The sequence below is a fragment of the Streptomyces sp. NPDC043680 genome (assembly GCF_056436685.1).
This window is the reverse complement of the sequence record NZ_JBWKCE010000003.1, coordinates 74,758-87,665: the sequence shown is the minus strand read 5'-3', so window position 1 is coordinate 87,665 and position 12,908 is coordinate 74,758. Positions and strand designations below refer to the sequence as shown.

At 72.8% G+C, this 12,908-nt stretch carries 11 protein-coding genes, 1 tRNA gene and 1 other RNA gene; 9 read left to right on the top strand and 4 right to left on the bottom strand.

Annotated elements, in window-relative coordinates; genetic code table 11:
• The first annotated feature begins 88 nt into the window (after nucleotides 1–88).
• Nucleotides 89–1,678 (top strand): helicase HerA-like domain-containing protein, encoded by a 1,590-nt coding sequence (locus tag AC0666_RS06920; protein ID WP_478707220.1) that lies wholly within the window; start codon nucleotides 89–91, stop codon nucleotides 1,676–1,678.
• 113 nt (nucleotides 1,679–1,791) lie between these two features.
• Nucleotides 1,792–2,724, top strand: a complete 933-nt coding sequence (opcA, locus tag AC0666_RS06915) for a glucose-6-phosphate dehydrogenase assembly protein OpcA (protein ID WP_468583371.1) — start codon at nucleotides 1,792–1,794, stop codon at nucleotides 2,722–2,724.
• A 57-nt stretch (nucleotides 2,725–2,781) separates the two neighbouring features.
• Here the strand turns inward: opcA and AC0666_RS06910 are convergent, their stop codons facing one another.
• Nucleotides 2,782–3,372: an HhH-GPD-type base excision DNA repair protein gene (locus AC0666_RS06910; RefSeq protein ID WP_468966330.1), complete on the bottom strand. Its 591-nt coding sequence runs from the start codon at nucleotides 3,370–3,372 to the stop codon at nucleotides 2,782–2,784.
• A 141-nt stretch (nucleotides 3,373–3,513) separates the two neighbouring features.
• On the opposite strand from AC0666_RS06910, the gene AC0666_RS06905 reads away from it, so the two are divergent.
• A complete protein-coding gene (locus AC0666_RS06905) occupies nucleotides 3,514–4,332 on the top strand; it encodes a VOC family protein (protein ID WP_478707219.1) in 819 nt (272 codons plus the stop codon).
• An 89-nt stretch (nucleotides 4,333–4,421) separates the two neighbouring features.
• Nucleotides 4,422–4,841, top strand: coding sequence for a TOBE domain-containing protein (locus AC0666_RS06900; RefSeq protein WP_468583376.1), 420 nt, complete (start codon nucleotides 4,422–4,424; stop codon nucleotides 4,839–4,841).
• Nucleotides 4,842–4,863: 22 nt separating this feature from the next.
• Here AC0666_RS06900 and AC0666_RS06895 read toward each other — a convergent pair whose 3' ends face one another.
• Nucleotides 4,864–5,145, bottom strand: a complete 282-nt coding sequence (locus AC0666_RS06895) for a hypothetical protein (protein WP_478707218.1) — start codon at nucleotides 5,143–5,145, stop codon at nucleotides 4,864–4,866.
• A gap of 206 nt (nucleotides 5,146–5,351) precedes the next feature.
• Between AC0666_RS06895 and AC0666_RS06890 the strand changes: the two genes are divergently transcribed.
• The gene (locus AC0666_RS06890) at nucleotides 5,352–5,477 is read left to right on the top strand and encodes a hypothetical protein (RefSeq protein WP_478707217.1); all 126 of its coding nucleotides are present in this window, start codon (nucleotides 5,352–5,354) and stop codon (nucleotides 5,475–5,477) included.
• Between the two features lie 18 nt (nucleotides 5,478–5,495).
• On the opposite strand, the gene AC0666_RS06885 is transcribed toward AC0666_RS06890, so the two are convergent.
• Nucleotides 5,496–7,925, bottom strand: coding sequence for a helicase-associated domain-containing protein (locus AC0666_RS06885; RefSeq protein WP_478707216.1), 2,430 nt, complete (start codon nucleotides 7,923–7,925; stop codon nucleotides 5,496–5,498).
• 500 nt (nucleotides 7,926–8,425) lie between these two features.
• On the opposite strand from AC0666_RS06885, the gene AC0666_RS06880 reads away from it, so the two are divergent.
• Nucleotides 8,426–8,812 (top strand): hypothetical protein, encoded by a 387-nt coding sequence (locus AC0666_RS06880; RefSeq protein ID WP_478707215.1) that lies wholly within the window; start codon nucleotides 8,426–8,428, stop codon nucleotides 8,810–8,812.
• Nucleotides 8,813–8,965: 153 nt separating this feature from the next.
• On the opposite strand, the gene AC0666_RS06875 is transcribed toward AC0666_RS06880, so the two are convergent.
• Nucleotides 8,966–9,053 (bottom strand) — tRNA-Ser (locus AC0666_RS06875).
• Between the two features lie 108 nt (nucleotides 9,054–9,161).
• On the opposite strand from AC0666_RS06875, the gene ffs reads away from it, so the two are divergent.
• The 3 genes from ffs to purD all read left to right on the top strand — a co-directional run bounded on the left by ffs (nucleotide 9,162) and on the right by purD (nucleotide 12,900).
• Nucleotides 9,162–9,256: signal recognition particle sRNA small type (gene ffs, locus AC0666_RS06870), an RNA gene on the top strand.
• 95 nt (nucleotides 9,257–9,351) lie between these two features.
• Nucleotides 9,352–11,586 carry a DNA polymerase III subunit gamma and tau gene (locus AC0666_RS06865; protein ID WP_478707214.1) on the top strand — a complete coding sequence of 745 codons (2,235 nt, stop codon included), beginning with the start codon at nucleotides 9,352–9,354 and terminating at the stop codon, nucleotides 11,584–11,586.
• Between the two features lie 60 nt (nucleotides 11,587–11,646).
• Nucleotides 11,647–12,900, top strand: a complete 1,254-nt coding sequence (gene purD / locus AC0666_RS06860; RefSeq protein ID WP_478707213.1) for a phosphoribosylamine--glycine ligase — start codon at nucleotides 11,647–11,649, stop codon at nucleotides 12,898–12,900.
• The last annotated feature ends 8 nt before the right edge of the window (nucleotides 12,901–12,908 follow it).

The window sequence follows — 12,908 nt, the reverse complement described above, 5'->3', positions numbered from 1 at the left end:
ACGGAAAGCCTACCGGGCCGGTGCCTGCGGGCGCAGCCTCGCAATCCCGGTGCAAAAGTGGCACACAGGTCCAATTCGGGAGTGACGTATGAGCGAGAGCACCGAGCCCGCGTCCCCGGCCGACCGGATCGCCGCCGGGTACGCCTTCACCGGGCCCGCGCTCGACCTGGGGGCCCTGCTCTGGGACGGGGCCTGTCTGCCCGACCGGCAGATCCGCATCCCGCTGTCCGTGCTCAACCGGCACGGCCTGGTCGCCGGCGCCACCGGAACGGGCAAGACCAAGACCCTCCAGCTCATCGCCGAGCAACTCTCGGCGAACGGCGTCCCGGTGTTCCTCGCGGACATCAAGGGCGACGTGTCGGGCATCTCGGCGCCGGGTACCCCGGGCGAGCGCGTCGCCGGGCGGGCCGCGGAGGTCGCCCAGGAGTGGCAGGGCACCGGATATCCCAGCGAGTTCTACGCGCTGGGCGGGATCGGTCCCGGCATTCCGGTACGGGCCACCGTGACGAGTTTCGGCCCGGTCCTGATGTCGAAGGTGCTCCAGCTCAACCCGACGCAGGAGCAGTCCCTCGGCCTGATCTTCCATTACGCCGATGCCAAGGGCCTGGAGCTGATCGACCTCAAGGACCTGCGCGCGGTCGTCGCCTTCCTCGTCTCCGACCAGGGCAAGGCCGAGCTCAAGGGCATCGGAGGGCTGTCCACGGCGACGGCCGGGGTGATCCTGCGGGCGCTGACCGCCTTCGAGCAGCAGGGCGCCGCCGAGTTCTTCGGGGAGCCCGAGTTCGACACCGGCGAATTCCTGCGTACGGCGCCGGACGGGCGCGGGCTGGTCTCCGTACTGGAACTCCCGGCGGTCCAGGACAAGCCGCAGCTGTTCTCCACCTTCCTGATGTGGCTGCTGGCCGACCTGTACACCGACCTGCCCGAAGTCGGCGATCTGGAGCGGCCCAAGCTGGTCTTCTTCTTCGACGAGGCGCACCTGCTCTTCCACGGCGCCTCGAAGGCCTTCCTGGAGTCCATCACCCAGACCGTGCGCCTGATCCGCTCCAAGGGGATCGGTGTGTTCTTCGTGACGCAGACCCCGAAGGACGTGCCGGCGGGCGTGCTCGGCCAGCTCGGCAACCGGATCCAGCACGCCCTGCGCGCCTTCACGCCCGACGACGCGAAGGCGCTGAAGGCGACCGTGAAGACCTTCCCCACCTCGCCGTACGACCTGGAGGAGCTGCTCACCGGGCTCGGGACGGGCGAGGCGGTGGTCACCGTACTGAGCGAGAAGGGCGCGCCGACCCCGGTGGCGGCGACCCGGCTGCGCGCCCCGCAGTCGCTGATGGGCCCGATCGGGCCGGCGGCGCTGGACCAGGCGGTGAAGTCCTCGGCGCTGTACGCCCGTTACGGGCAGCCGGTGGACCGGGAGTCGGCGTACGAGAAGATCAGCGCCGAGCAGGCGGCGGCGGAGGCGGCGGCGGAGCAGGCCGCTGCCGCGGCGGAGGCCGAGAAGCAGGCCGAGAAGGAGCAGAGGGCGGCCGCGAAGTCGGGGCGCAGGGCGCCGAAGGAGCGGTCGCTGGCCGAACAGGTCGTCGGGAGCGGCATGTTCCGCTCGCTGGCGCGCTCGATCGGAAGCCAGCTGGGCCGGGAGATCTCCCGGTCGGTCTTCGGAACGGCGAAGCGGCGCCGATGAGGTACCCGCGCTTCGGGCCGTTCGGGCCGGCCACCGGGCACAGGTGACGTATTCGGCAGCGGGAGTTCCGGACCGGGTGCTGCCGGGCGGCCGGCCGCTGACAGACTTCGACCATGCGGACCGAACTCACCGACACCACCTCCAGCAAGGTCAACCGGGCCCTGCTCGACGCCCGCCGGGCCATCGGCAGCCCCACCATGGGCCTGGTGCTGACGCTCGTCATCGCCACCGACGAGGAGAACGCGTACGACGCCGTCCGCGCGGCCTCCGAGGCCTCCCGCGAGCACCCGTGCCGGATCATCGCGGTGATCAAGCGCACCTCGCGCGGCCCGCACAAGCTCCGCCAGACCCGCCTGGACGCCGAGCTGCGGGTCGGCTCGGACGCCGGGAGCGGGGAGATCGTGGTGCTGCGGCTGCACGGGGCGCTCACCGCCCAGGCCGGTTCCGTGGTCCTGCCCCTGCTGGTGCCGGACGCGCCGGTGGTGGCCTGGTGGCCGGCCGACGCCCCCGACGACCCCGCCCGGGATCCGCTGGGCGCGCTGGCGCAGCGCCGGATCACGGACGCCGAGGCGGCGGCGGACCCCGTCGGCGTACTGGACGAGCGGGCCGGGGTCTACGCTCCCGGGGACACCGACCTGGCCTGGACCCGGCTGACGCCCTGGCGGTCCCTGCTGGCCGCCGCGCTGGACCAGAAGCCGCTTCCGGTGACGGCCGGGGCGGTGGAGAGCGAGGCCGACAACCCGAGCGCCGAGCTGCTGGCGCGCTGGCTGGAGGACCGCCTCGGGGTGCCGGTGGAGCGGATCACCACGGACGGGCCGGTGATCACGCGGGTCCGGCTGGAGACCACGGGCGGGGAGATCCAGGTGGACCGCCCGAACGGGTCCCTCGCCACCCTCGTCCTGCCGGGCAGCCCGGACCGCAAGGTGGCCCTGAAGATCCGCAGCAAGGCCGAGCTGGTCGCGGAGGAGCTGCGGCGCCTCGACGCGGACGAGGTCTACGCGTCGGCGCTGCGCAGGAGGCCGGCCCGGGCGGCGCTCTCCGCGTAGCGGTTGCCGTACGGGGCCGGCCCTCCTCGACCGCCCGCTCCGACCGCCCTCCTCGGATCAATCCACGGCTTTCCGCGCCTTGGCGGCGGCCTTCATCTCCTGCTTGTGCGCCCGTACTTTGGCCAGCGACTCCGGCCCGGTGATGTCGGCTGCCGAGCGGTAGACGTTCGCCTGCCCGTAGCCGCCGGCCGCCTCGCGCCAGCCCGTGGGTCGGACGCCCAGCTGCTTGCCCAGCAGGGCCAGGAAGATCTGCGCCTTCTGCTCGCCGAAGCCGGGCAGCGCCTTGAGCCGCTCCAGCAGTTCCTTCCCGGTCCCCACCCCGCGCCAGAGGGCCTCCGCGTCCCCGTCGTAGTGCTCGACGAGGTACGCGCACAGCTGCTGGACGCGCTTCGCCATCGATCCCGGGTAGCGGTGCACGGCCGGCTTCTCGGAGAGCAGCGCGGCGAAGGCCTCCGGGTCGTACGCGGCGATGGCGTGGGCGTCCAGGTCTTCCGCGCCGAGTCGCCGGGCGATCGTGTACGGCCCCGAGAACGCCCACTCCATCGGCACCTGCTGGTCCAGCAGCATGCCGACGAGCGCGGCGAGGGGGCTGCGGCCGAGGAGCGCGTCGGCCTCCGGCTGCTGGGCCAGCCGCATCGTGATGTCCATGCCTCCAGCGTCCCGCGCGGGCGCGTTCCCCGCGCGGTCGCCGCACCGCCCGCCTAGCGTGAGAAGCACGCGGAACGCGACCCGCGTCACACGACCCGCACCACATACGGAACGACACGACGACACAGGAGTCGATCGATCATGGCTGAGTTCCCCGAAGGCGCTCCCTGCTGGGTGGACGCGATGTTCAAGGACGTGGAGGGCGCCAAGAGCTTCTACGGCGAGGTGCTGGGCTGGACGTTCGGCGACGCGAGCAGCGAGTACGGCAACTACACCCAGGCCTACTCCGACGGCAAGGCGGTCGCGGCCGTGGTCCCGCCGATGCCGGGGGGCGACGCCCCCTCGCAGTGGTGTCTGTACTTCGCCTCGCCCGATGCCGAGGCGACAGCCGAGAAGATCAAGTCGGCGGGCGGGCAGCTGATGATGGAGCCGATGCAGGTGGGCAGCTTCGGCACGATGGTGCTGGCGAAGGAGCCGAGCGGGGCGGTGTTCGGCGTGTGGCAGCCGGGCGAGCACAGGGGCTTCGAGAAGACCGGAGAGCCGGGCGCGTACGCGTGGGCGGAGGTCTTCACGCGGGACCCGGAGAAGGCGGACGCGTTCCTGAAGGAGGTCTTCCCGTACGGCGTCCAGCGGATGGAGACCGGCGACGACCCCGAGGCGGCCGGGATGGACTACAAGATCTACAGCGTCGGCGGCCCGCAGAACCCGGTGCTCGGCCGGATGCGGATGGGCGACGAGTTCCCGCCGGAGATCCCTCCGTACATCCAGGTCTTCTTCGCCGTCCCGGACTGCGATGACGCCGTCGCCAAGGCGCAGTCGCACGGTGGGACGCTCCATTTCGGGCCGATGGACAGCCCGTTCGGCCGGTTCGCCGCGCTGACGGACCAGCAGGGAGCGGCGTTCGCGGTGATCGACATGGGGAAGACGACGGGCGAGATGCCGAAGATGTCGGACGCCTGACCTCCGCGCGGGCCTGCCGCTCCCCGCACGGCGCGGCGGGCCTCCCGCGGACCGGACGACGACACCCCTACGCAAGAGGTCGAGCACACATGAGCCTGAGCATGCGCAACCAGTTCGCCGGCACCGTCACCGCCATCACCGCCGGCCAGGCCATGGCCACGGTCAAGGTGCGGCTGGAGGGCGGCCAGCACATCACCGCCGCCATCACCAAGGACGCCGTGAAGGACCTCGGCATCGCCGACGGCTCCGCCGTCACCGCTCTCGTGAAGGCCACCGAAGTCGCGCTCGCCACCGGCCCCGTGGACGGCATCAGCATCCGCAACCAGCTCCGCGGCACCGTCTCCGACATCACCGCCGGCGCCGCCATGGCCTCCGTCAAGGTGGACGTCGACGGGGGCGGTCTGACTGCCGCGATCACCCGGGACGCCGTGGACGCGCTCGGCCTGGAGGCCGGGTCGCCGGTGGTCGCGCTGATCAAGTCCACCGAGATCGCCCTCGCGACCGCCTGAGCCCTCGGGCCCCGCGGGGCCCTCACGCCCCGCGGGTCGGCGGCGGCAGTGCGCCGAACCACACGCGGGTGACCGCGCTGACGTAGCGCGCCCCGCACCGGTCGGCCGGGACCACCAGCTGCGCGCCCGCCTCGTCGAGGTCCTCCCCGTCGAGGCGGGTCGCCAGCAGCACCGGGCTGTTGCCGAACACATGGTGCTGGGGACCGTTGGTCGCGCAGTCGAAGGTGACCGCGGCCCGGTCCGCGCCGCTGCCCGAAGGCGCGGTCGAGCCGAGTGGCGCCGAGCTTGCGGCAGCGGACGACATGCAGTGGTGAGCCCTGGTACGGCGCTGCGTGGCGAAGTCTGGGTCTGCGCGTTGCCCCAGCCGGTGGGGCCGCATCCGGTGGTCGTTCTCACGGTCAACCGGATCGCGGAACCGCTCGCCTCCGTCACGGTCGCGGGGATCAGCGGCACCTCCGGTCCGCAGGTCACCCATGTTCTGATCGGGCCTGACGAAGTACGAAGTCGTACGTGAACTGTGCGGACCTGCACACGGTGGCGAAGTCGAGGCTGCGGAGGAAGCTGGGGCTGCTGGCCCCGGGTGAGCTGCATCGTGTGGAGGACTCTGTCCGGCTGATCCTCGGGCTGCAGCGCTGACCTCAGTGCCTGACCGGTCTATGGGGGCATGACGCCGTGGATGCGGGAGAGCGTGAAGAGGCGTCCGGCTTCGCGCAGGTGGCACCAGGCTTCCAGGTAGGGCGGGTCGAGTTCCAGGCTGCTGAGGGTGCGTACGGTGCGACTGCCCGAGGTGGCGACGTACTCGACCGTGATGGCGGCGCCGGCGTCTATGGCATGGGCGAGCTGGCGGACATCGCTGTACGACAGGTGCTTCGCGTATCCGGCGACGATCTCCTCGGTGTCCGTCCCGAAGGGGACTCCGCTGCCGAAGGGGTCGGGTTCCGGCGCGGTCGGTGGTGCGGTCAGCAGCCGGACGGCCAGGACATCCATGTCGGCGGCGGTCGGGACCTCCGAGGTGCGGATGGCCGTGCTTCGGACGCCGCGCTTGGCGCCGGCCTTCCGAGGGGCCGGAACAGCAGCGGCCGCCCGCTGGGGCCGGACTTTCTCGACGCGTACGGTTCCCCCGGCCGTCTCGGCGACGGGGGCGTAGCCCTCGGCGCGGAGCGCTGCGAGGGTCGTGTCGAGTGAGCTGCGGCTGACCAACACGGTCGGCGCGAGCTGCCGCAGGCCGAGCTTGGCGAGGTTCCGATGGGCGGCGAGCTCGGTGAGGAGCGCCGGCTCCTCGCCGTGGAGGACACAGGCGGCAGGGGCGATGCGCACGCGTCCGTGCCCGCGCGCGGTGTCGGCGATGAGGTAGGACAGCGGCTGGGGCAGGGGCCCGGCGGCGATGGCAGTCAGATCAGCTGCGATGTCCTCTGGATCGCGGCCGGCGTCCAGGGCCCGTCGGATGCTGCCGGAGCTGAACCGCCACACCGAGGCCGTGCCACTGATCTCCCGGTCTGCGGTTGCATCCAGGACCAAGGCGAGCCGCGCGGCAGGTGCGCCGGCGACGACGGCGGTGAGGTCGGCGCCGATCCGGGCCACTGCGGTGGCCGGGGGCAGGAGCCGTCGGCAGGCGGCGGTCAGTCCTGGTGCGTCGTCGGCGAGCAGATGGGCGCCGAGAGCCGACAGCGCGCCTCGGGCGATCACTCCGAACAGTTCGGCCTCGCGGATGACCGCGGCGAACGGGGTGACGTCCATGGGCGAGGCGTCGGCGAGCGGGCGGTGCCAGGCCACCGTCGGTCCGAGATCGGAGGCGGCCTTCACACCCTGACCGGTCGGGAGCCGTGCCGCTGCGGCGAACAGCCCGTGGCGAGCTTGGCGGCAGCCGTTGCAGGGCGGTGCCCCCGCGAGGGCGGGGAGCGCCTTGTTGTCCTCGTCGCGCGCCTGGGTGGGGGTGAGCGGTAGGTCGCGCCACGCCTGGAGCAGCGTGGCAAGCCGCTCCGCGGGCTCCTGTTCCGCCCACACGTCGTATTCCTCTGTCGGCGCCACGAGGTCGCCGTCCCAGGCCAGCAGCCCGGCCGCATAAGCGGTCTCCAGGGTGATGCGGACCATCGCCTCGTCGGCCTGGGCGGCCTTGCCGATCCGGGCCAGCTCACGTGCGCCGATCCCACCGGACTTGAGCCTGGCCGGCGGAGTCGAGGAACAGGCCGAGAGGACCGAGGCGGCCTGCGCGGCGAACGCCGTGGCCGCGGCCGTGGCCTCCTGCTCCACCTCGGCGGGGGTGATGGGCACCAGCTGAGGGGAGGGCGGAAGCGGGTCGAAGGGGGCGTGCCAGCCGGGCCCGCGCAACGCCAGCGCGACTTCGACGGGCATGCGCGCAGGGCCGCCGTACCGGTGGCGGTCCTGGATCAGGAGTCCCCGGTCGAGTGCCCATCGCGCCCCCGGTTCGAGGACGGGGCCAGCGGTCCCGAACAGGATGACCTGCGGCTGCCTCGGCGCAGCCCCCGCTCGGTGGGCCAGCAGCTTCTGTGTGACCGCGGGTGCTCGTGCCACCACTTCGACGATGGCTTGTGGGTCGCTGTGGTGTTCCATCAAGGCGGCCAGCCGCTGCTGCTTGGTGCCCGGCGGCTTGATGCCCAGTGCCACCAGCATGCCGCGCAGCTCGTCCGAGGTCGCGCCCGTCAGCAGCTTCTCCAGGGGAGAGTCCAGCCCCAGTGGCGCGTCCCACGCCTGCCGCAGGGGTGCGGCCATGCGGAGTGTGCCGTTACCGTCCGGCCAGACCAGCGCGTGATCGGCCAGTGTCTCCAGCGCTGCGTCCAGTCCGCTGGCGGCTTCGGCGTCTGTCGCTCCCAGCAGCTCCGCCAGGGCACCAGGCGTCGCAGGTCCGCCAAGAGCTGCCAACGCCTCGGCCACCTGCAGGCACGGCAGCGTGAGCCGTGGCAGGGCGAGAGCCACCGACCCCGGGCGCTGGAGGCGGTCCGCCAGTTCCCCCACCGTGCGCGGCTCCGGTGGTGACGCCGCGTCGTTCCGCGTCGCGAGTACGCGCGCCAGGCGCGGGGCGCCGAGACGGCCCAGCCAGGGTGCCAGCGTTGATCGGGACTTCATCGAGATGCACCTCGTCGGGCCGTGCCACAACAGCACCGGAGCCGCCCCGGCACTGGCGCCCAGCATGACGCATTTGCCTTGCCGCCGGTGCCGTACGTAGGCGGATTCCCCCGAAGGGCATCGGCATCTCGCGAGCGCGTCGCTCACAGAGGCGTTGAAATTTCCCGAATTGGGAGACCGGGAGGCTTTCTGCGCCACGATGCGAAAGTCCGGGAGCAAGGCAGCCACCGCGCACCATGTGCACCGCACCATTCGCGTTGCTCTGGGAGAGGCCGTACGGCGCGGGCACATAGCCACCAACGCAGCGGAGATCGCCAAGGCTCCCCGGCTCGAAGAAGAGGACGTCGAGCCCTACACGATCGAAGAGGTACAGCGGCTCCTGCTGGAGGCGTCCAAGCTCCGAAACAGCGCGCGCTGGGTCGGCGCGTGGGCCCTCGGCCTGAGGCAGGTGTGCCCTCGGCCCGAGGCAGGGGGAGGCGCTCGGTCTCCGCTGGGAGGACGTGGACCTCGACGCGGGCTATCTGAGGACCCGGAAGAACACCAAATCGCGGGCCGGGCGCCGGACCATCGGCCTGCGGAGCCGGTCATCAAGCTGCTTCGGGCCCACCAGGAGGAGCAGGAGCGCGAGCGTCTGGAGGCCGGCGCCGATCGGGATGGCTCGGGTACGTCTTCGCGTCTCCGACCGGCGGGCCTCTGATTCCGAACACCGCTACCACCGGTGGAAGCAGCTGCTGCAGGACGCCGGGGTCCGAGACGGCAGGCTCCACGAGGCACGCCACACCGCTGCGACGGTGCTGCTCCTGCTCGGCGTCCCGGATGTCGTGGTGGACGCGATCACGGGCTGGGAGCCGGGCGGGGCTGCTCGGATGCGGGCCCGGTGCACGTGACCGGGGCCCTGCTGAAGAAGGCAGCGGGCCAGGTGGGCGAAGCCCTCTGGGGAGCATCGCCCGAAAGCAAGTGAGACGGAAACTGAGACGGACAACGTAGAAGGGCCCCGCTGCAAGCAGCGGGGCCCTTCTACAACGTGCCCGGTGAGGCACTGGCGGAGGATACGAGATTCGAACTCGTGAGGGGTTGCCCCCAACACGCTTTCCAAGCGTGCGCCCTAGGCCACTAGGCGAATCCTCCGCCGCAAACAATACAAGACGTTGAGGGGTGCTCGCGAACGTGATCGCCGGGCGGGGATCGGGCAGGGGTCCGGCTCGATTCCGGGGGCATCCATCCGCTAGGGTGGGGCCAGCCCCTCACGTGGCGCTATCTCACCCAACTCCCCCAGGGCCGGAAGGCAGCAAGGGTAAGTGGGCTCTGGCGGGTGCGTGGGGGGCGCCTTGCGTTCCGGGGCGGAGCCCGCGGGCCGCCCTAGGCCGGCAGACCGCCCCTGGCCGGCGGGCCGCCTTTGTCGGTGGGCCCGGATAACCTCGTAGACGTGTCGTCCCTTGCGCTGTACCGCCGCTACCGCCCCGAGTCGTTCGCCGAGGTCATCGGACAGGAGCATGTCACTGTCCCCCTGATGCAGGCCCTGCGGAACAACCGGGTCAATCACGCGTACCTGTTCAGCGGCCCGCGCGGCTGCGGCAAGACCACCAGCGCGCGCATCCTGGCCCGCTGCCTGAACTGTGAGCAAGGTCCCACGCCCACGCCCTGCGGGGAGTGCCAGTCGTGCCGGGACCTGGCGCGCAACGGGCCCGGGTCCATCGACGTGATCGAGATCGACGCCGCCTCGCACGGTGGTGTGGACGACGCCCGTGACCTGCGGGAGAAGGCCTTCTTCGGGCCCGCCTCCAGCCGCTACAAGATCTACATCATCGACGAGGCCCACATGGTCACCTCAGCGGGCTTCAACGCCCTCCTGAAGGTGGTCGAGGAGCCTCCGGAGCACCTCAAGTTCATCTTCGCCACGACCGAGCCCGAGAAGGTGATCGGGACCATCCGGTCCCGTACGCACCACTACCCCTTCCGGCTCGTTCCCCCCGGCACCCTGCGCGACTACCTGGGCGAGGTCTGCGGGCGCGAGGGGGCCAAGGTCGAGGACGGCGTGCTGCCGCTCGTCGTCCGGGCCGGCGCCGGGTCCGTGCGTGACTCCATGTCCGTCATGGACCAGCTGCTCGCCGGAGCCGCGGACGAGGGCGTGACCTACGCCATGGCCACCTCTCTGCTCGGGTACACCGACGGTTCGCTGCTCGACGCCGTCGTCGACGCCTTCGCCGCCGGGGACGGCGCCGCCGCCTTCGAGGTCGTCGACCGGGTGGTCGAGGGCGGCAACGACCCGCGCCGGTTCGTCGCCGACCTGCTGGAGCGGCTGCGGGACCTGGTGATCCTGGCCGCCGTGCCCGACGCCGGTGAGAAGGGGCTCATCGACGCCCCCGCCGACGTGGTGGAGCGGATGCAGGCCCAGGCCTCGGTGTTCGGGGCCGCGGAGCTGAGCCGGGCCGCCGATCTCGTCAACACCGGGCTCACCGAGATGCGGGGCGCCACCTCGCCGCGGCTGCAGCTGGAGCTGATCTGCGCGCGGGTGCTGCTGCCCGCCGCCTTCGACGACGAGCGGTCCGTGCAGGCCCGGCTCGACCGGCTGGAGCGGACCGGCGGCGGTCTCCGGCCCGGCGTCATGGTCCCCGCCGCCCAGGCCGCGGCTCCGCCCGCGATGGGCTACGTGCCCGGGCCCGAGGCGCACGCCATGGCTCCGGTGGCCGCGCTGCCCGTACACCCCGCGCCCGCACCGAGCGCGCCCGCGCCCGCGCCTGAGCCCGAGCCCGAGCCCGAGCCCGAGTCCGCGCCTGCTCCGACGCCCGCTCCGGCCCCCGCGGCCGCTGCTCCGGCCGCTGCACCCGGTGCCTGGCCCGGTGCCGCGCAGCCCGGTGCGGGCACGCCCGCGCCCGGCGCCTGGCCGGGGGCCGCGGCTCCCGCGCAGGGCTCCGCCGCGTCGGCCGGGGGCGGCTCCGCGGCCGCCGCCCGGGGGGCCTGGCCCAGCGCCGCCGCGCCCGGCCAGGGCGCCCCCGCCACCACGCCTCCCGCATCCGCCGCGACCCCGGCCCCGGCGGCCCCCACCCCCGCGGCGGCGCCCGCAGCCGGACCCGGCATGGCCGCCGGCGCCGGGCAGGTGCAGGCGATGTGGCCCGGGATCCTGGAGGCCGTCAAGAACCGCCGCCGCTTCACCTGGATCCTGCTCAGCCAGAACGCCCAGGTCACCGGCTTCGACGGGACGACCCTCCAGCTCGGCTTCCCCAATGTCGGCGCCCGCGACAACTTCGCGAGCAGCGGCAGTGAGGACGTGCTCAAGGCGGTCCTCGCCGAGCAGTTCCAGGTCCACTGGAAGATCGAAGCGGTCGTCGGAGGCGGCGGTCAGCCGCTTCCGCAGGCGTCCGCGTACGCCGCGCCGCCCGCTCCGGCGTACAGCCGGCCCGCCGCCCCGCAGGCTCCCGCGCCCGCGCAGCAGCCCCAGCAGTCGCCCCAGGCACCGCAACAGCCTCAGCCCCAGCAGCAGCCCCACCAGTCGGCTCCCGCGCCGCAGCCCCCCGTCCAGCAGGCTCCCCCTCCGGTCGCCCCCGAGGACGACGTACCGGAGGAGGACGATCCCGATCTCGTCGAGAGCGCCCTGACCGGACACGACCTCATCGTGCGTGAGCTCGGAGCCACCGTTATAGAGGAATACACGAACGAGTAGGGCCGTCTCATTGGGTGGCCGCACGAAGGGCATCCGGTCGCGCGGGCTAGGCTGCATGGCGTGAAGGTCCTCGTCATCGGCGGCGGCGCCCGCGAACACGCCCTGTGCCGCTCTCTGTCCCTCGACCCCGACGTCAACGCGCTGTACTGCGCCCCCGGCAACGCCGGCATCGCCGAGGTGGCGGAGCTGCGCCCGGTCGACGCCCTCGACGGCGCGGCCGTGGCCCGCCTCGCCACCGAGCTCGGCGTCGACCTGGTCGTCGTCGGCCCGGAGGCGCCGCTGGTGGCCGGGGTCTCCGACGCCGTCCGCGCAGCCGGCATCCCCGTCTTCGGCCCCTCCGCCGAGGCCGCGCAGCTGGAGGGCTCCAAGGCGTTCGCCAAGGAGGTGATGGCCGCCGCGGGCGTCCCGACCGCCCGCAGCTACGTCTGCACCACCGCGGAGGAGATCGACGCGGCCCTCGACGCCTTCGGCGCCCCGTACGTCGTCAAGGACGACGGGCTCGCGGCCGGCAAGGGCGTCGTGGTCACCGAGGACCGGGAGGCGGCCCGCGCCCACGCGCTCGGCTGCGACCGCGTCGTCATCGAGGAGTACCTCGACGGCCCCGAGGTCTCCCTCTTCGCCATCACCGACGGCGTCACCGTGCTGCCGCTCCAGCCCGCGCAGGACTTCAAGCGCGCGCTCGACGGCGACCAGGGCCCCAACACCGGCGGCATGGGCGCGTACTCCCCCCTGCCCTGGGCCGACGCCAAGCTGGTCGACGAGGTCATGGAGACCGTGCTCCAGCCGACCGTCGACGAGCTGCGCCACCGCGGCACGCCGTTCTCGGGACTGCTCTACGCGGGCCTCGCGATCACCTCGCGCGGCGTCCGCGTCATCGAGTTCAACGCCCGCTTCGGCGACCCCGAGACCCAGGTGGTCCTGGCCCGGCTGCGCACCCCGCTCGCGAGCGTGCTGCTGAACGCCGCCCGCGGCACCCTGGACGCCGAGCCGCCGCTCAGCTGGAGCGACGACGCTGCCGTCACGGTGGTCATCGCCTCCCACAACTACCCGGACACCCCGCGGACCGGCGACCCCATCGAGGGCCTCGCCGAGGTGGCCGCGCAGGACGGCCCCGACGCGTACGTGCTGCACGCCGGGACCCGGCGCGAGGGCGACGCGGTCGTCAGCGCGGGCGGTCGCGTGCTGTCGGTGACGGCGACCGGTTCGGATCTGGCGCAGGCCCGCGAGAAGGCGTATAAGGCCGTCGCGCGGATCCGGCTGGACGGATCCCAGCACCGTACGGACATTGCGGCCAAGGCGGCCGAAGGCCGCTGAGCAGCAGG